This window comes from Rhodobacteraceae bacterium IMCC1335 (genome assembly GCA_039640495.1).
Classification (GTDB): Bacteria; Pseudomonadota; Alphaproteobacteria; order Rhodobacterales; family Rhodobacteraceae; genus Thalassovivens.
On sequence record CP046864.1, the window covers coordinates 1,087,334 to 1,106,325 of the forward strand.

Here is an 18,992-nt window from a genome sequence, read left to right on the forward strand (position 1 = left end):
TTAAAAATGACTCCCGCTGCTCGCGTTCAGGCCGCAATTACCCTGCTTGATTTGATCTTGTCCGGGGAGAGCGCTGAAAAAACTTTGACCCGCTGGGGCCGTCAAAACCGCTATGCAGGCTCAAAGGATCGCGCGGCAATTCGTGATTGGGTGTATGATGCTTTGCGCTGCCGGCGCTCTTACGCGGCTTTGGGCGGAGCGGAGACGGGCCGCGCGCTCTTGATCGCAGCCTTGCGACGGCAGAATTTGGATCCGCAGGATTATTTCACGGCAGAAGGCTATGCACCATCGCTGTTAGCGCCTGAAGAGGGCAAGGCCAAGGCGCATATTTCCGCCGCTGAGCAAGCCGATTTGCCGGATTGGTTATGGCCTATCTGGCAGCAGGATCTTGGGGAAGACGCCGCCCCGGTAGCGGAAAATTTGCGCGCGCGTGCGCCCGTGTTTTTGCGGGTGAACCTGGCCCTAGCCACCCGTGATGCTGCTGCAGAGGCTTTGCGCAAAGAGAAGATTTTTACCGCTCAACACGCCTTTGTTGAAACCGCGCTGCAGGTGTTAGAGGGCGCGCGCAAAATCAAAACCTCGCGGGCTTATGAAGCCGGTTTGGTAGAGTTGCAGGACGCGTCTAGCCAGGCGAGCATCACGGTGCTGCCGCGCGAAACCTCGGGCCCTGTGCTGGATTATTGCGCGGGAGGAGGCGGTAAAACGCTGGCCTTGGCCGCGTGGTTGAAACAACCAATTTTCGCCTTTGATAGTGCAGGTGAGCGCATGCGCGATCTGCCAAACCGGGCAGCGCGCGCGCAAGCTGAGGTGGTGCTGCTCGATCAGCCGCCAATTGCAGATGGCCCCGCTCAGATGCTTGTTTTTTGCGATATGCCCTGTTCTGGTAGCGGGGTCTGGCGCCGTGATCCCTCTGGGAAATGGACGTTAACGGCAGCGCGTCTGCGCGATTTACAAAACCTGCAAAGCGAAATTTTAGCGCAAGCCAGTGCTTTGGTGGCATCGGGTGGTTTGCTGCTTTATGCGACATGTTCCGTATTAAAGCGCGAAAACAGCGATCAAATCGAAAGCTTTATTGCGGGGAATCCGTCTTGGTCTTGCCGGGATTCGAAGCAATTTCTTCCGTCAAATCAGGGCGATGGTTTCTATTACGCTGTATTAAAGAAAGATTGATTTGTACGCAGTGCCAGATCTCGGCTATGGTCTTTACATAAATTAAAAATATTTCTGCCATCTTAAAATATGGCGGCACAGGTATTTTATCGCCCAGTTGGTATTTTGGGGCAAAAATGTATGAGCTGACATTTGGGCTATTCGTGCCGTTCTATGGTGCGCAAGACAGAGCCCGCCCCGCTCAGGGAGGGTGGGATATGCGGCCGCGTCTGTTCAGGGTCCGCCTCTGCGAATCTTCGGCCTTTTGAGAAAGCTTGGCCTCTTTTTTGCAGCGTTAAAAAGCCTCCATCCAGGCAAGCCGCAAATCGACAGTCGCATCCCATGTTTGAACGCGCGCAAACCATGGGGCCAAAGTTGTCCGACAGCAGATTTTACCAGGCCTCATAGTTGCTTTGAGCATCGGCATGAAACGGGCTTTGTGGTTCTGATTTTGCACGCTGCAATGCGAGGGTGGCAAAACCAATTTCATTTTCAGGATGTAAGCGATTTTTAAAATGTCTTGGCATAAGATTACGGATTTTTTTATTTGGCTTGGCAGAAAATTTAAGGCCGAGCATTTTGCGTCGACTTCCACGCCCTCGGCCAGCAGCTTTCATTCTTGCCACTGCCACCTGATCGGTGATTGTCTTCCCTTTTTTCGTCTTGGTGAAAACGGGCAGGTGCTTTTTGGCAATCCTGTAGCAACCAGACTTTTAAAACAGGCTCACAGCCAAAAAGAAATTACACAGGCTTTAAAGCGCGCGCCTCTCCTGCCGGAGACGCTGAAATTAAATGGCTGCTTTGGTACCTTTCGCTTTTTGCAAAACCGTTTGGAGGCTGGAGAGTATGAAGTGTTTTTGGTGCCAAATTGGAGCAAAGAGGAGATCGCACCGACCCCTCACGATGATTTTGAACGGGTTCCCGTTCCGATGGCAGAATTATCGCCTCAGGGCGTGATTATTCGCGCCAATTCTCAAGCCTCGAAGCTCTTGGGGCTGCGAGCCGATGAAACACCCGCGATTGAAGAGGTGATGGAGGGGCTGGGGCGGGCCTTGGCGGATTGGTTGCGCGATGCCACCTTGGGCCGAGGTTTGAAGCAACCCGAGTTTCTGCGCCTCTCGCGGCCTGAGCGCGAAACCTTTGTGCAAGTGTCGTTGTATAAAGACATGTCCAACCGGCGCTCCAATTTGACCGCTGTGTTCACCGATGCAACCGAACTTAAATCGTTGGAGGCGCAATTTGTTCAAAGTCAAAAAATGCAAGCAATTGGTCAATTGGCTGGTGGCGTGGCGCATGATTTTAACAATTTATTAACCGCGATCACTGGGCATTGCGATTTGCTGCTCTTGCGCCACAAAAAATCGGATCAGGATTACGATGATTTGTTACAAATCAATCAAAACGCCAATCGCGCTGCGGCGCTTGTTTCTCAGCTTTTGGCGTTTTCCCGCAAGCAAACCTTGCGGCCGCAAAACCTTGAAATTCGGGAAACGTTGTCTGATCTTACGCATTTGTTAGACCGGCTTGTTGGAGAGAAAGTGCAGTTACGGTTGAAATATGATCCTGTGAAACGCGCCGTGCGGGCCGATAAACGGCAGTTAGAACAGGTTGTTATGAACCTTGTTGTGAATGCGCGGGATTCAATGCCAGAGGGTGGTGAAATATTTATTTCAACCGCCGGTACAGAGATTTGCGAACCCATGCTCCGTGATCGTGTGGCGGTTCCCAAGGGCGCTTATGTGAGCATTTCCATTCAAGACAAAGGCTGTGGGATTGCTTCTGATAAATTACAAAAAATTTTTGAACCGTTCTACACCACCAAACGCACCGGCGAAGGCACCGGTTTGGGTCTGTCGACCGTCTATGGGATTGTTAAGCAAACGGGAGGCTATATTTTTGTGGATAGCAGCGTTGGTCAGGGCACTATCTTCACCTTACTTTTGCCAGCCAGTGATTTGCCATCTCAAAAAGCTGCCTCCCCGCCTTCGGATATCAAATTGGTTGCAAATAGGCCGGAGGGCGGCGCCGTTTTATTGGTGGAGGATGAAGCAACTGTGCGGACGTTTGCGGCCCGAGCCCTGCGTTTATGCGGATATTCCGTTTTGGTGGCTGAATCGGGCGAAAAGGCCTTAGAAATCGCCCAAAACCCAAATGTTAAATTAGATCTATTTGTCACTGATGTCGTGATGCCGGGGCGTGGCGGGCCCAGTTGGGTGCGCGAGGCTTTGCAAACCCGCCCTTATATACGAATTATTTTCATGTCAGGATATGCAGAAGATAAGTTGACGGCCGATCAGTCATCTGTGCCAAATTCAATTTTTCTAGCAAAGCCATTCTCTTTGACTCAATTGGCCTCTGCAGTTGAATCGCAAATGCCGTGATTTGCCCACAACCGGCCTGCGACCTTTGCAAATGCTTATTGTTTTGCCCAAATTCTTGGTTGGCCGACAAATGGCTGCGATGCGGGCAGGCCTGTTTAGAGCCTTAAATTTCGGCTAAAACCGCCGAAAACGTCAACAGTTTTTGATAAAATATAAAGGGTTGATTAACCCTTTTGAGAGATCCTCGACAAGAAAACTGTTGAAATGTTCTCTTTTTACCCCCATATAGGAACATGAGCAGAACAAAGCAGTGATTGCCGTGGGGCCTTGGCTGTGAAATAACCGGAAAAGGCGTAACCGATATGGCAGACTTACTTTCCATGACCAATAAAAAAAATGACGATAAACAAAAAGCATTAGACAGCGCATTAAGTCAAATTGAGCGTCAATTTGGCAAAGGCTCGATCATGAAGTTGGGCGGCGAAAACGCGATACAAGAGATTGAAACCACCTCAACCGGCTCGCTTGGGTTGGATATTGGTCTTGGTATTGGGGGCTTGCCCAAAGGCCGGATCATTGAGATTTATGGCCCTGAAAGCTCGGGTAAAACCACGTTAACCTTGCATTGCGTTGCAGAAGAACAGAAAAAAGGCGGGGTTTGTGCCTTTGTCGATGCCGAACACGCGTTGGATCCGCAATATGCGAAAAAGCTTGGCGTTGATCTTGATGAATTGTTGATCAGCCAGCCCGATACGGGCGAGCAAGCGTTGGAAATCACCGATACGCTGGTGCGCTCTGGGGCGGTGAATATGGTTGTGGTTGATTCTGTGGCGGCTTTAACGCCCAAGTCAGAATTAGAGGGCGATATGGGTGATAGCAGCGTTGGTGTTCAAGCGCGTTTGATGAGCCAAGCGATGCGCAAATTAACGGGATCCATCAGCCGCAGCAATTGCATGGTGATTTTTATCAACCAAATTCGGATGAAAATCGGTGTGATGTTTGGCAGCCCCGAAACCACCACGGGCGGCAATGCGTTAAAATTTTACAGCTCAGTGCGGCTTGATATTCGCCGTATTGGCGCGATCAAAGACCGTGATGAAGTTGTTGGAAATGCCACGCGGGTAAAAGTCGTAAAAAATAAGGTTGCGCCTCCGTTTAAACAAGTTGAATTTGATATTATGTACGGCGAAGGCATCTCCAAGAATGGGGAATTGCTTGATTTGGGCGTGAAAGCTGGAATCGTTGATAAATCCGGGGCTTGGTATAGTTTCGGGGATGAGCGTATCGGCCAAGGTCGCGAAAATGCAAAAGTGTTTTTATCAGAAAACAAAGCAATAGCGCTTGAGATTGAAGATAAAATTCGCGCTGCGCATGGGCTTGATTTTGATTTAAAGAAAAAATTAGCTGATAATTTACTCAGCGATGGTGGAGACAGCGTGTTAGAGGGCTAAGGCCCAATTAGAACCAAGGGTAAGTTAGGCTGCTGGCGCGCGCCAGCGGCCTTTTTTATTTGGAATATACCCCTGCTAGCAACGCAGGACCGGTGGACAAAATCTGGACAAAGAGCTAGAGGGGGCGGCAGAGAATGCGCAATAAAAAGGGCAGCTTATGGCCACGACGAATGATATCCGCAGTACGTTTTTGAATTACTTTGCCAGAAATAATCATACGGTTGTGGCCTCCAGCCCGTTGGTGCCGCGCAATGACCCGACATTGATGTTCGCAAATTCCGGCATGGTGCAGTTCAAAAACCTATTTACCGGGGTTGAAAAGCGCGATTACCAGAGGGCAACGACCTCGCAGAAATGCGTGCGCGCCGGGGGCAAACACAACGATCTTGATAATGTGGGTTACACCGCCCGCCATCATACATTTTTTGAGATGCTGGGTAATTTTAGCTTTGGCGATTATTTTAAAACTGAGGCGATCCCCTTCGCCTGGGAGCTGTTAACCAAAGAGTTTGGTATCGATAAATCGAAGCTGCTGGTCACGGTTTATCACACCGATGACGAGGCTGCCGCAATTTGGAAGAAAGTTGCGGGTTTAAGCGATGATAGGATCATCCGAATTGCCACGAATGATAATTTTTGGATGATGGGTCCTACGGGCCCTTGCGGCCCGTGCACTGAGATTTTTTATGATCACGGCGATCATATCTGGGGAGGACCTCCGGGCAGCCCCGAAGAAGACGGTGACCGCTTTATCGAGATCTGGAACTTGGTCTTCATGCAGAATGAACAATTTGAAGATGGATCGATGACGGCGCTGGATCAACAATCGATTGATACCGGGATGGGGCTTGAGCGGATTGCGGCGCTGCTGCAAGGTAAGCATGATAATTATGATACGGATCTGATGCGCGCGCTGATCGAAGCCAGCGCTGATGCGTCGAGCAATGATCCCGATGGGCCGGGGAAAACCCATCACAGGGTCATTGCCGATCATTTACGCTCGACTTCCTTTCTGATGGCTGATGGCGTTATGCCCTCGAATGATGGGCGCGGCTATGTGTTGCGCCGTATTATGCGCCGCGCGATGCGACATGTGCATCTTCTGGGGGTGAAAGACCCCATGATGCATCGTTTGGTTCCGGCGCTGGTCTCGCAAATGGGTGCCGCCTATCCTGAATTGGTGCAGGCTCAAGCGTTGATACAAGAAACCTTGCAGTTAGAAGAAACCCGCTTCCGGCAAACCTTAGAGCGCGGCTTGAAGCTGCTAGATGATGAGGTTGCCGGTTTGCCGCAGGCTGCTGAACTGTCTGGCCTAGCAGCGTTTAAACTCTATGATACCTATGGTTTTCCGCTTGATTTAACCCAAGATGCTTTGCGCGAAAAAGGCAGAAGCGTTGATTTGCCGGGGTTTGAGGCCGCTATGGCCGATCAAAAGGCAAAAGCGCGCGCCGCCTGGTCGGGCACTGGCGAGGCTGCAGATTCAAGCCTTTGGTTCGATATTGCTGAGCAACATGGCAGCACCGATTTTCTAGGGTATGATACTGAAATCGCTGAGGCGCAAATTTTGAACCTTGTGCGCGATGGTAAAAATCTTGCACACGTAGAAGCCGGTGAAAGCGCTCTTGTCGTGTTAAATCAATCGCCGTTTTACGCCGAAAGCGGTGGTCAAGTGGGTGATCAGGGTGTGCTGAGCTGTGAAACGGGCAGCGCAAGGATCACCGATACCAAGAAAGTGGCGGGCGTTTTTCTGCATTATGCAGAAATCACCAGCGGGCATTTGCAACCCGGGATCGGCTGCTCAGTGGCAGTGGATCACCATCGGCGCAGTGCGATCCGCGCAAACCATTCCGCCACGCATTTGCTACATGAGGCGTTGCGCGGCCATTTGGGGGCGCATGTTGCACAGCGCGGGTCGCTGAATGCCGCAGATCGGCTGCGGTTTGATTTCAGCCACGCCAAGGCCTTAACGGCGCAAGAGTTGCAACTTGTCGAAACAGAAGTGAATGCCTATATCCGCCAAAATAGCGTGGTGACCACCCGCATCATGACACCCGATGATGCCCGTGCCATCGGTGCACAAGCGCTGTTTGGAGAAAAATATGGCGATGAGGTGCGCGTTGTCTCTATGGGTCAGGCCGAAGACTCTGGCAAAGGCATGGATCAAACGACCTATTCTTTAGAGCTTTGCGGTGGCACGCATGTTGCGCAAACCGGTGACATTGGCGGGTTTGTGATTTTATCCGATAGTGCCAGCAGCGCCGGCGTGCGCCGCGTTGAGGCGCTGACAGGGGCCGCTGCATCCGCGCATCTTGCGCAGCAAAGCGCGGTTGTTTCAGGGCTGGCAAGCGCGTTGAAAGCCCCGATGCCAGATTTAGAGCGCCGCGTGGCGGCTTTGTTAGATGAGCGCAAAACGCTTGCAAATGAAGTGGCACAATTGCGCCGCGAACTGGCCTTGGCGGGGGGCCCGGGTCAAGGGGATGCGCCGCAGGCCAAAGAGGTCAATGGGGTTGCGTTTTTAGGGCAAGTTGTCAGCGGCGTTTCGGGCAAAGACCTGCCGGCTCTGATTGACAGCCACAAGGCGTCAATCGGATCGGTTGCGGTACTTTTGATTGCGGATCTAGGCGGGAAAGTAGCGGTCTGCGCGGGCGTTTCAAGCGATTTGCTCGATCGCATCTCGGCGGTTGATATGGTCAAGGCGGCGGTACCGCTTTTGGGCGGCAAAGGCGGCGGTGGTCGCCCCGATATGGCGCAAGGCGGTGGCAGCGATATCAGCAATGCCGCGCAGGCTATTGACGCGGTTGAAGCCTTATTACAGGCTTAACGGCGGCGCAGAGGCCTAACGATAAAGGGCGTGCATTGCACGCCCTTTCATTTATTTTGTTTTTGACATCCGTTTGCGCTCATGCGGATCCAAATAGCGTTTGCGCAGGCGGATGGACTGGGGCGTCACCTCGACCAACTCATCATCATCAATATAGGCAATGGCCTGTTCCAATGACATTTGAATCGGGGTGGTCAGTCTGACCGCATCATCGGTTCCCGAGGCGCGGACATTGGTGAGTTTTTTGCCCTTAAGCGGGTTTACCTCAAGGTCATTGTCTCGGCTATGTTCTCCGATAATCATACCCTGATAAATGGGGGCTTGCGCGCCAATAAACATGCGGCCCCGCTCTTCTAGATTCCAGAGTGCATAAGCAACGGAGACGCCGTTTTCCATAGAAATCAAGACACCGGCGCGGCGCCCGGGTATAGTTCCGCGAAACGGTGCCCATTCGTGGAACACCCGGTTCAACACGCCCGTTCCGCGGGTGTCGGTTAAGAACTCGCCATAATATCCGATCAATCCGCGTGAAGGAACATGGGCTATAATCCGCGTTTTGCCATTTCCCGTCTGGTTCATTTCGGCCAGATCGCCTTTGCGCGTGCCGGTAATTTTTTCGATCACAGTGCCGGAATATTCATCATCTACATCGATCGTCACTTCTTCGATCGGCTCAAGGCGCTCGCCGTTTTCGCCTTCGCGCATCAAAACTTGTGGGCGTGAGATTGATAATTCGAAGCCTTCGCGGCGCATATTCTCGATCAAAACACCCATTTGCAATTCGCCGCGACCGGCGACTTCAAACGCCTCTCCCCCGGGGGTTTCACTGATTTTGATTGCAACATTGCTTTCGGCTTCTTTCAGCAAGCGCTCGCGGATCACGCGGCTTTGCACTTTCTTGCCTTCGCGTCCGGCAAGCGGGCTGTCATTGATGCCAAAGGTGACCGTGATCGTTGGCGGGTCGATGGGCTGGGCATGCAGCGGCGTATCAACGGCTAAGGCGCAGAGCGTATCTGAAACCGTGGCTTTGCTCATACCGGCCAGCGAGACGATATCGCCGGCCTCGGCCAGTTCAATATCTTGCGGCGCAAGGCCGCGGAAGGCTTGTATGCGCGTAACGCGGAATTGTTCGATTTTTTGGCCCAACCGGGTCAGCGCTTGGATGGTGGCGCCAACCTTCAAGCTGCCGCTCTCTACCCGGCCGGTCAAAATGCGCCCAACAAAAGGGTCATTGCCCAATGTGGTGGCCAGCATTTGAAAATCATTGCCGATTTGAGCGGTTTGTTTGGGCGCATATACGTGGTTCACAACCAGATCAAACAGGGCTGAGAGATCTTTACGCGGCCCATCAAGCTCATGATCTGCCCAACCCGCGCGGCCAGAGGCGTACATATGCGGAAAATCAAGCTGATCATCATTGGCGCCAAGCGAGGCGAATAAATCAAAACATTCATCCAATGCACGATCGGGCTCGGCGTCGGGTTTATCCACCTTGTTGAGCACAACGATCGGGCGCAGGCCCAAAGCCAAGGCTTTGGCCGTAACGAATTTGGTTTGCGGCATTGGACCCTCTGCCGCATCGACCAGCAGAACCACACCATCGACCATGCTGAGAATGCGTTCAACTTCACCGCCAAAATCGGCGTGGCCAGGCGTGTCAACGATGTTGATCCGGGTGGTTTTCCATTCCACCGACGTGGCTTTGGCCAAAATGGTGATGCCGCGCTCGCGTTCCAGATCATTGCTGTCCATGGCGCGCTCGGCCACGGCTTGATTGGCGCGAAAAGCGCCCGATTGTTTCAACAATTCATCCACGAGGGTGGTTTTGCCATGATCAACATGCGCGATGATCGCAATATTGCGAAGATCCATATTTGGTGCCCTTTTGTATCTTTAGTTGCGGCTCGCCTATCTGCTCTGGCCGCAAAAGGCCAGAGCAGATAGGGCCCAATTGGGCGAAAAATAGGATAACGGCGCTGGATCAAGCCCCGATTTGGTTATCCCTCATATTTTAAAGGCCCTAAGCGGGCAAGTGGATCTTAAACCTATCGCGTATGACGCTGTCGATCGCAGGGTCAAAACAGGCCGCGGAGGGGCGCGATAAAATTTCAGTTTTGCGCGCGATGGCTTTTTCAAGCAGATCTGGCTTACCCAATTCTTCCCATTCTTTTGGCGAGGTCCGATCGCCTAAAGCGGGATAAATATATTCGGTTTGCATCAAGGCCAAGGTCTGATCAGAGCCGAGATAATGGCCGGGCCCCTCCAAACAGGTGGCGCGGATCACGTCAACGCTGACCGTGTCTTCTGTGACCTCGATACCGCGCACGCAGCGCAAGGCTTGGCCGATCAAATCATCTCCCAAAATAAGCGATTCCAGACAGAAACCCAAAAGCGATGCGTGCATTCCGGCGGCTTCATAGACCATATTCAGCCCCGATAAGCCAGCCATTACATTTGAGGTCGCCTGCTCCCAACCGGCTTGCATATCGGGAAGTTTTGCATCCGCGATTCCCGCCGCAGCGCCGCCGGGCAAATCGTAATAACGATGCATTTGCGCGCATCCTGCGCTGAGAAGCGCCTGTTCGCCGCTGCCCCCCGACATTGCGCCTGTGCGCAAATCTGACACAAAAGGCCAAGTTCCAAAAATCGCCGGGTGCCCGGGTTGCACCGCGTTTACATAGACCAATCCGGCCAGGCATTCGGCAACCGCTTGTACGATAGCACCCGCAATAGGGGCCGGCGCCGTGGCCCCGGCTTGCCCAGCGCTGAGCAGTAAAATTGGCATGCCGCCCGCGATGCAGCGCTCCATCACCAGGCAGCTTTCTGTTGCAAATTTCATTGGCGGAACCACGAAGCAGTTTGAATTTGACATGAAGGGACGCGCCCGCCAGGCGTCTTCCCCACCCGCGATCAGGTGCAACATTTCCAACGCATCTGTGGCAAAACTAGGTTCTGTGAAAGAGGTTCCGATATGTTTGGTTGTGCCCGCGCTACAGGCATACACGGTGTTGAGATCCATCTCTCTATTATCGGGGATATCACGGCAAACCATCGGGCGTTGCAGAAAATGAATATTATCGAGCGTGTCGGTTATCCGGGCTGCATCAAATAAATCTTGCACGGTGCTTTCGCGGTAAGCGCGCCCTTCGACATCCACCACATGGACCGCAGCGCCCGCGGTTCCGTAATGCACCCGGCCTCCGGATAATTCCAGATCATGTTTTGGATCCCGCCCGTACAGCGTGATCGAACGGTTTGCCCGCGCGATGGTGTCTTCGATCAAACTGCGCGGGAAGTGAAGGCGGCCATTATTGTCTAAAATTGCGCCGGCTTTCGTCATATATTCGATGCCGCTGGGGGGGGCGTCGGCCAAGCCGATATGCTCCAAAGCGTCAAGCACAGCTGCGTGAATGCGGTCTTCAGCTTGTGGGCTCAGCGGGTTAAATCGCCCGCCTTCAAGGCCGGCACGTACGGGGCGCAAGTGATCGGCGAGGGGGGCGCTGCGCGCAGATCTTCGGGCAGAGCGCCCTCCTGCACGGCGGATAATTTGTTCTGTCATGGCTTCGTCCAAAGAGTGATTTGCAAAATTGAAATGGCGCGGGTGGCGTCTAAGTGATCGGAGCACCACGGGCCGCCCGGCCGCGTTCCGCGCCGATAGTACAGCAGATTAGTTGAATAATCGAAGCTTCAGCTTGCATATGCCAGATCCTTGAATCAGTGGGCCAAGTTTTGACGTTTATAAGCTTTGAGTCTGGCTTATTTGCGACGCTGTGTCGTAATTGGCCAAATGCTTTAAGATATGGCCGCCTTTGGCGCTTCCCATTCCTTAGGGCCTGTGAAAGACTTGCCATAATGCGCCCTGGGGGCTTGGGCAAAAAGGCGGGTTTTCTCAGATAGAGGTTGGATGAAATTGGCGAAAAAACGAATGCTTATGGAGCTTGGGATGGGAACTGCCCTGCGCAGCGGCAGTTCCACGAAGGCCGCGCAGCGGGCGATAGAAGACGCCTTATGGCATAATTCAGTCAGCCTTGCGGAGGCGTTTGGATTTCCAAAAGCGGCCATGTTGATCGATGTTGAAATCGCGGTGCCAAACCCCAATGAATTGGATTTTACGGCTTTAAAGGCGCTATTTCCTTATGGGCAAGTTTCAATAAAAGGGGCCGTTGGCGGGTTGGAAATACCGCGACCAAACCAGCCCGACGGGCCTGCGACGATTATCGCAAATGCCGCGATATTGGTTTCTTTTGATTTGGAGCTGCAGCAATGAAACGCATTATTTTGGAAATGGGCAGCGGCAATGATCTTTACGGCGAAGATTACACGAAAGCGGCGTGTCGGGCGGTACAAGATGCGTTGCATCACAGTTCACTGGTTTTGTTTCGCAGCTTGGCGTTGGATCATGCTGAGATGGAGGTGAATGTGACCATTGCAGCCATGTGCCCAGAGCGTGTGGATGCGCAGGTGGTTGCCGCATCGCTGCCCCGCGGGCGGGCAAACGTAACGGTTGTAAAAGGCGGTATGAATGTGACTGATCCCGAAAACGGAACGGTCTCGGTGATTGCAAATGCGGCTGTTGAGGCCCGTCTGGCCATTGATGCCGATACGTGGCGCCTATCTAAAAAGGCGCAAAATTAAAGCGGGTCTGACAGGGGCTGACCGATTTGAGCAGGATCAAAAGGCGTTGTTTGATATATCTCGTTGATCCAGTTGCCGTAAAGTAAATGCGCATGGCTGCGCCATCGGTTTTGCGGCGCTTTGCTCGGATCATCATTTGGATAATAATTGATCGGTACGTTGATATCTATCGCGGATGCAACATCGCGGTCATATTCTTGTTTTAGGGTGTCGCTGTCATATTCAAAATGATTGAAAATGTGCAAGGCGCGGCGAGCGGGATCTTGCACCAAACAGGGGCCAACCTCGGGGCTGCCCAAAAGCGTGCTCAAGCCGGAATGGCGATCAATATCGGTTTGGTTGATTTCGGTCCAGCGGCTCACTGGGATAACGCATTGATCCGAAAACCCCCTTAGAAAAGGGGAGGTCGGATCCAGATTGGTTTGTGCAAAGCATCCAAAGGCCTTTGCAGTTAAATCATATTTGGGTATTTTATAAAAATGGTTGAGCATCGCCATTGCACCCCAACAGACCGCAAAGGTTGCGTGCACATGCGATTGCGTCCACTCAAACACCTCTTGAAGCTCATCCCAATAGGTCACCTGCTCAAAGGGCAGATGCTCGATCGGAGCTCCGGTGATGATCAGGCCATCAAATTTTTCACCGCTTGCTTTGACGTCTTGGAAGGCGCGATAGAAACTGCTCATATGTTCTGCCGCAGTGTTTTTGGTGTGATGTTCGCTCATCCGGATCAAAGATAGATTAATTTGCAGCGGTGTTGCGCCAATCAAGCGCGAAAATTGGTTTTCGGTTTGAATTTTTTTTGGCATTAAATTCAAGAGGCCGATGTTTAAGGGGCGAATATCCTGCCGGGCTGCTTCATCATCGCTCATCACCATCACGCCCTCTTGCTTCAAAACATGAAAGGCAGGCAGGTTGGCGGGAATTTTTATTGGCATTGTTTGTCTTTCTGATACCCAAATTACGTTGAACGCATCTTTCTTAAACTGGCTCAGGGGCGGCTTTGGCGGCGAGCGCTTGGCCGATTAAAGCGCTAAAATCTTCTTCGCTTTTGGCGCGCGCAACCTCAGAGGCGTCAACGGTAATGCCCCAATTGGCCATTGCCTCATAGCGCGGCTGGCGATGCGCTAGAGCCTCCGCGTAGATCCACCGAATGAAACTATCTGGATTTACTTGGTGCTCTTGCAGGGTTTGGTCGGCAAGATATTGAGTCCATTTTGAAACGACAAAATCAGGGTGATAATACATCGGTTTGGGGGCTTTATCAAAGCGCTGAACGAGTTCTTGCGTATGCGCTTCGTTGCCCCTTATCCACACCAATAGCGCAGTTTCACTGAGCGATTTTAGCACCGGATCATCGCGGTCAAATGGGTCAACAACTTCGCAGATTGAGCCGCTGCAATCGCAGATAAAATGATCATACTGATATATTTCTTCGGCGCGTTCGATAAATTCTGGAGTATCGAGCAACGCGGCGATTTCCGAGCGGCGATGCTGCTCTTGGCGTTTGCGATACTCTTGAAACGGTATGCCGCCATTGGCCTCGGTGCCGGGTTTGCCCATATAAGTGGATAGCGGCGCCAAGTTCTCAAAGGTGATGTTTGAGGCCAGATAGATCGAGTCAGACAATAAAAGTTCGCGCAGATAGGGTACATCCATCGCTTTGCGCTTGATGCTATCCGTAATGTAATCGCCCATGTAATGGGTGCCGATCCGATAATCGACCGAATAGTGAAACCAAGCGCCCGTGTCGCGCAAAATATTGGACATATAGGTTTTGCCCAAACCTGACATGCCAAAAAGCACCACCCGTTTATGCGGCGCGTTTTGCCATTGCTCTGCAGAAGAATATATCATCGGTTGGGCCTCTTGTGATCTTTCAGCTAGGTAGACAGTGCAGCGCCCAAGGTCAAATTGATTTTGGCGCACCCGATGCGCCCCTTATACCAGCGCAGGCCCTTGTTTTGTCTGTACAACGCGGGCGCTTCCCTCTAGCCGGGTGGCTTCTGACAGAGCGATACGGGTTTGCAAAGCCAAGACAATCTGGCCCGTCTGGCAATGCAAAAGGAAGGTAGAAACTGGTGACGACGCAAAAATCGCATCTGCTGCGTGCCACGATTTATATGTTCGGGGCGATTGCAAGCTTTACAGCCATGGCGGTTGCCGGGCGTGCTGTTAGCTTCCAACTTGATACGTTTGAAATCATGCTGTTTCGCAGCGTGGTCGGGGCGGTTTTGGTGCTGGCCTTTGGCGTCTATTTTGGCCAAGTCAAAGAGATCTCAACGCGGCATCTACCCGTTCATCTGGTGCGCAATATCTGCCATTTTACCGGTCAGAATTTATGGTTTTTTGCCATTACTGTGGTGCCGCTGGCCGAGGTATTTGCCTTGGAGTTCACCGCGCCTTTATGGGTTTTACTCTTGGCTCCCTTGGTGCTTGGCGAAACATTGAGCAAAACCCGCATGCTCGCCGGTGCTTTGGGGTTGCTTGGGGTGCTACTGGTCACCCGCCCCACGCCCGATACGCTAAGTTGGGGGGTAGTGGCAGGTGCGATGGCCGCGATTGGATTCGCCGGATCCATTATGGCGACAAAACAATTGACGCGCAGCGAAACCATTTGGACAGTTTTGTTTTACATGACGTTGATGCAGCTGGTCTTTGGGGCTGTTTGCGCGGGCGCTGATGGCGATATCGCATTGCCATCTTTCAGCAACATGCCTTGGGTCGTGCTGATTGCCTGCGCTGGATTATTTGCGCATTTATGCTTGACCAGCGCTTTGTCTTTAGCCCCGGCCACCGTTGTGGTGCCGGTTGATTTATTGCGTTTGCCGGTGATCATGTTGGTCGGCTTTAGCCTATATGGTGAGGTGATTGACATCTATGTGGTGCTTGGAGCTTTGGTGATTTTTGGTGCCAATTATATCAATATTTGGATAGAAACCCGCGCTGTAAAACCGGCCTCTAAAGGCGCCGAGCCAACAGGTTGACAGCATATTATCAGCAGGGTGGGCGGGCTCAAGCCCTGTCAATCGGGCGGGGGGATTTATAAAGCCACGCTTTGGGCTGCATCCGGCCGAGCGTGGGCTAAATGGATTAGGGCTAGACAGCGCGGTCAGCAACGTTTTATGCATAGTGCGTGCGCGCCCGTTTGCAGTAGGGGCGGCGCGGGTCTAAGAGCTAAGCAAAAAGAGGTTTCGGTATGATGCAGGTTGTGGTGGTGAAATGGGGTGATCGTTATTCTGCGAACCACGTGAACAACACGCTTTTAAATCTGCAGAAGATGGCATCGCGAAACGTGCGTTTTGTCTGCGTGACCGATGATCCAGAGGGGTTGGGTGATTTCATTGATGTTAAACCCTTTCCTGATTGGGGCGATTGGTATGAAACGATGAAAAAAGGCTGCCGGCTGAAACTGTCTATTTTCGTTCCGGGCGTTTTGAATCCGGATCTGCCGACCGTATTTATTGATTTGGACACGATGATTTTGGGCGATGTGGCAAAATTAGTTGCCGATGTGGAAAAAACCGGTGGGATGTATATGTGCCGTGGGCATTATATTCCTTGGTGGCGGGCCATGCCCTTGGCGCGGTTGCTCGCGAAGAATTACTACTATTACGGCAATAGTCCGATTATGGCATTCTACCCCAGAGAATTTGCGGGCCTGCCCGACGCGTTTAAGAAAGAATTTGGCTATGTGCGCTGGCGTGGTATCACCCATAAATGGCCCCTTGATCGTATTTGTAAAACAGATGAGCGTTTTATCAGTTACTTTGCCCGCGGAAAAACTCGGGTCTTTTCGCGCGCATTGGCCAGTAAATTTACCACCGAATATATGACCGTGGGATGGGATTATTCTGCTTTCATATGCCGCTTGCCTTGGGTTCAGGCGCGCAGGAAATCACAGGTCGCTCTGACCTTTTCGGGGCATGCCCTGAAGCCCTCATTGGTAAAAGATATGAAAATTGGCACGCCCGTGATATCGCGCCATTATCGTATGACGTGGAATTTTCCAAAGTTTTCCGAATACTGGTCAGATATGGAGCTCCCCACAAAACCCGAATGAATATTCGATTTCCTCATTTTTCATTGGTTTTCTGGGTTTTTTATTGTGTTTAAAAGCGGCCATAGCGGTGGCGAAACAGGCGCAAAAACCTCTGTTTATGCTCGCTGCAGCCAGTTTAAAAGATGCATTAGAAGAGGGTGTAGCGCTGCAATCGGCGTTGCATGAGGGGCGGCCAATTATTACGTGTCTGGCAAGTGGCGGCGCTTAGGCGCGCCCGCCGATCTTATCATTTCTGTCAATCGCGCTTTGGTAAATTTGCTTGTGGGGGAAGGCTTCATCAACCGAGCGCGGCCCGCGTTTTCAAACTAACTTGTGGTGGCCAGCAGCGTTGAGCCTGAGCAAAATATTGACTTTACCCGCCGCGAAACCTTCAAAGCCGCTTTAGCAGATGGCTATTTGGCGGTGGGGCATGTGGGCTCCGTGCCCGCGGGCCTCTATGCCCATCAGACGTTAACCTATTTTGATCTCTGGAGCGATTTAGCACCACAGATCCTACAGGTCGATCACGTACGCGCCGCGTTGCGGCTGGCACAGGTGAATGAGGCACGGCTTGCGATCGTCTACGCCTCAGATTTGGTTGCGCAAACCACGGTACATAAAGTGGCGTCAGTGCCCGAAGAAGCGCATGAGCCTATCATTTACACGATCGGTCTTTTGTCTCAAAATTCAACTCAGGCGGCAGAAAATTTTGCGGATTTCTTTACCTCTCTCCCGGCTCTAGAGGTTTTTTATCACTTTGGGTTTACTCCGTTGCGTTAGCAGCGTAAATCTCGTCTGGTGTAGAAGATACCAGTTGGATGTGGGCTATATTATGGACGGAACTTTTGCAGTATTGACCTTGCTCGCTGGGTTTGCAGATATCTCACTATCGGACTGCAAGCCCAATTGTTATGCCGAGTCGCAAGTGCCGCAGCGGATCAGTATCTCTGCGGGCCAAGTCTATTATCAATTGGATCAAGTCGATACAGAAGTCTATCTTCGCAAAGAACCAGGGCGGGCCTACGGGCCATGGCGTATGGTCTATGGCGCCTCAGCAACGCAGAGACGTGATTATTGGGCCGGCGTGGGCGTACTCTACGAAGCAGCCCTTAAAACTGCGCCGATCTTTGCGCAGGTTCACCTCATGTCTGGGCTTTATGCACGCGGCGCAGGCGAGGATCTGGGCGGCCCTATTGAATTTCGTTCAGGGATCGAAGTTGGATATGATTTTGGATCAGCAGGCCGGCTTGCAGCGAGCTATGATCACCGCTCGAACGCGGGAATCTACGCAACCAATTTCGGTTTAGAAACTGTACAGCTGCGATATTCTTGGGGTCTTTAAGGCGCTTCCTGTGGTTGACCTGACCCATCAGGGCATTTCTTCAGCATCGCTGACAACAACGTTCATTTTTTGGCCGAAAGGCTGGTGCGCTGCCTTTGCGCAACCTGCTGAGGCTTGTTCTGGTTGTGAAGGCTTTGATTATTAGCTACACCTTACGAGCACGTGAGAATGGGAGAAAAACATGAAAACGTTAATGCCTAAATTATTTGTCTTTGCCATCGCGGGCGCGTTGGCAACGGAAACATTGGCAGAAGAATGGAACGTATCGGTGTGGGGAAAACGCCGTGCCTTCACAGAGCATATTCATAAATTGGGCGAATTGCTTGATCAAAAGACAAACGGCGAATTCACGCTGAATATCAGCTATGGTGGTTTGTCCAAAAACAAAGAAAACCTCGATGGAATTAGTATTGGCGCGTTTGAAATGGCGCAGTTCTGCGCCGGTTATCATGCCGATAAAAACCGCGTCGTGACCGTTTTGGAACTGCCCTTTTTGGGCGTTGAAAATCTAGCGCAAGAAGTGGCGGTTTCTGCTGCTGTTTATGCGCATCCCGCCGCCACCGAAGAAATGGCGCAGTGGAATGCGAAGCTGCTGATGACTTCACCGATGCCACAATATAACTTGGTCGGCACGGGCGAGCCCAGAACCGCGCTGAGTGATTTTGAAGGCATGCGGGTGCGCGCCACTGGCGGTTTGGGAAAAGCCTTCGCTGCTGCGGGCAGCGTTCCAACATCGGTGACGGCAACAGAAGCCTATCAAGCGATGGAATCTGGCGTTGTTGACACGGTGGCCTTTGCGCAGCACGCGCATTTGTCTTTCGGTACAATCAACCAAGCCGATTGGTGGACGGCGAATTTGAACCCCGGCACGGTGAATTGCCCCGTCGTGGTCAATATTGATGCCTATGAGTCTTTGTCAGACGCGCATCGCGAAGCGTTGGATGGATCTGTGCAGGAAGCGCTTGATCATTACGTAGCCAATTATGGTGAGTTGTTGGCCAAATGGGATTCCGTCTTGGCTGAGAAAGGCGTGACAAAAGTTGAGATTAGTGCCGATGTAATCGATGCGTTCCGCGCCAAAGCAGCGGATCCGATCCGCGATGCTTGGATCGCAGACATGGAAGCTCAGGGGCTGCCAGGTCAAGAGCTCTATGATCTGGTGATGTCCACTTTGGCAGAGGCCAAAGCGGCCAATTAAACCAGTTAAGAAAAATGATGGGCCGCCCCGGAT

General features: G+C 52.1%; 15 protein-coding genes. 11 read left to right on the top strand and 4 right to left on the bottom strand.

What is annotated here, in order from left to right:
- Positions 1 to 6 precede the first annotated feature (6 nt).
- The 4 genes from GN241_05200 to alaS all read left to right on the top strand — a co-directional run bounded on the left by GN241_05200 (position 7) and on the right by alaS (position 7,742).
- Complete coding sequence (locus GN241_05200; protein XAT56815.1) at positions 7 to 1,170, top strand: RsmB/NOP family class I SAM-dependent RNA methyltransferase; 1,164 nt, start codon at positions 7 to 9, stop codon at positions 1,168 to 1,170.
- Positions 1,171 to 1,664: 494 nt separating this feature from the next.
- Entirely contained in the window at positions 1,665 to 3,530 is a 1,866-nt protein-coding gene (locus tag GN241_05205; GenBank protein XAT56816.1) for a response regulator, read from the top strand.
- A 302-nt stretch (positions 3,531 to 3,832) separates the two neighbouring features.
- Positions 3,833 to 4,921, top strand: coding sequence for a recombinase RecA (recA, locus tag GN241_05210; GenBank protein XAT56817.1), 1,089 nt, complete (start codon positions 3,833 to 3,835; stop codon positions 4,919 to 4,921).
- A gap of 157 nt (positions 4,922 to 5,078) precedes the next feature.
- The gene (gene alaS / locus GN241_05215) at positions 5,079 to 7,742 is read left to right on the top strand and encodes an alanine--tRNA ligase (GenBank protein ID XAT56818.1); all 2,664 of its coding nucleotides are present in this window, start codon (positions 5,079 to 5,081) and stop codon (positions 7,740 to 7,742) included.
- A 51-nt stretch (positions 7,743 to 7,793) separates the two neighbouring features.
- Here the strand turns inward: alaS and typA are convergent, their stop codons facing one another.
- Both typA and GN241_05225 read right to left on the bottom strand, forming a co-directional pair.
- Positions 7,794 to 9,614, bottom strand: a complete 1,821-nt coding sequence (typA, locus tag GN241_05220; GenBank protein XAT56819.1) for a translational GTPase TypA — start codon at positions 9,612 to 9,614, stop codon at positions 7,794 to 7,796.
- A 148-nt stretch (positions 9,615 to 9,762) separates the two neighbouring features.
- On the bottom strand, positions 9,763 to 11,301 hold the full coding sequence (locus tag GN241_05225; GenBank protein ID XAT56820.1) for a methyltransferase: 1,539 nt from the start codon (positions 11,299 to 11,301) through the stop codon (positions 9,763 to 9,765).
- A 351-nt stretch (positions 11,302 to 11,652) separates the two neighbouring features.
- On the opposite strand from GN241_05225, the gene GN241_05230 reads away from it, so the two are divergent.
- Both GN241_05230 and GN241_05235 read left to right on the top strand, forming a co-directional pair.
- The gene (locus GN241_05230; protein ID XAT59181.1) at positions 11,653 to 12,009 is read left to right on the top strand and encodes a hypothetical protein; all 357 of its coding nucleotides are present in this window, start codon (positions 11,653 to 11,655) and stop codon (positions 12,007 to 12,009) included.
- Entirely contained in the window at positions 12,006 to 12,377 is a 372-nt protein-coding gene (locus GN241_05235) for a hypothetical protein (GenBank protein XAT56821.1), read from the top strand. The genes GN241_05230 and GN241_05235 overlap by 4 nt, the downstream gene beginning before the upstream one ends.
- Here the strand turns inward: GN241_05235 and GN241_05240 are convergent.
- Together GN241_05240 and GN241_05245 are read right to left on the bottom strand one after the other, a co-directional pair.
- On the bottom strand, positions 12,374 to 13,315 hold the full coding sequence (locus GN241_05240) for a homoserine O-succinyltransferase (GenBank protein ID XAT56822.1): 942 nt from the start codon (positions 13,313 to 13,315) through the stop codon (positions 12,374 to 12,376). The two genes, GN241_05235 and GN241_05240, sit on opposite strands and share 4 nt — an antisense overlap.
- A gap of 43 nt (positions 13,316 to 13,358) precedes the next feature.
- Positions 13,359 to 14,234 (bottom strand): ATPase, encoded by an 876-nt coding sequence (locus GN241_05245; GenBank protein XAT59182.1) that lies wholly within the window; start codon positions 14,232 to 14,234, stop codon positions 13,359 to 13,361.
- Positions 14,235 to 14,500: 266 nt separating this feature from the next.
- On the opposite strand from GN241_05245, the gene GN241_05250 reads away from it, so the two are divergent.
- The 5 genes from GN241_05250 to GN241_05270 all read left to right on the top strand — a co-directional run bounded on the left by GN241_05250 (position 14,501) and on the right by GN241_05270 (position 18,959).
- Positions 14,501 to 15,364 (top strand): EamA family transporter, encoded by an 864-nt coding sequence (locus GN241_05250; GenBank protein ID XAT59183.1) that lies wholly within the window; start codon positions 14,501 to 14,503, stop codon positions 15,362 to 15,364.
- A 212-nt stretch (positions 15,365 to 15,576) separates the two neighbouring features.
- The gene (locus GN241_05255; GenBank protein ID XAT56823.1) at positions 15,577 to 16,440 is read left to right on the top strand and encodes a hypothetical protein; all 864 of its coding nucleotides are present in this window, start codon (positions 15,577 to 15,579) and stop codon (positions 16,438 to 16,440) included.
- Between the two features lie 312 nt (positions 16,441 to 16,752).
- The gene (gene modA, locus GN241_05260; GenBank protein ID XAT56824.1) at positions 16,753 to 17,199 is read left to right on the top strand and encodes a molybdate ABC transporter substrate-binding protein; all 447 of its coding nucleotides are present in this window, start codon (positions 16,753 to 16,755) and stop codon (positions 17,197 to 17,199) included.
- A 52-nt stretch (positions 17,200 to 17,251) separates the two neighbouring features.
- Positions 17,252 to 17,761, top strand: a complete 510-nt coding sequence (locus tag GN241_05265) for an acyloxyacyl hydrolase (GenBank protein XAT56825.1) — start codon at positions 17,252 to 17,254, stop codon at positions 17,759 to 17,761.
- Between the two features lie 181 nt (positions 17,762 to 17,942).
- The gene (locus tag GN241_05270) at positions 17,943 to 18,959 is read left to right on the top strand and encodes a C4-dicarboxylate ABC transporter substrate-binding protein (GenBank protein ID XAT56826.1); all 1,017 of its coding nucleotides are present in this window, start codon (positions 17,943 to 17,945) and stop codon (positions 18,957 to 18,959) included.
- Positions 18,960 to 18,992 lie beyond the last annotated feature (33 nt).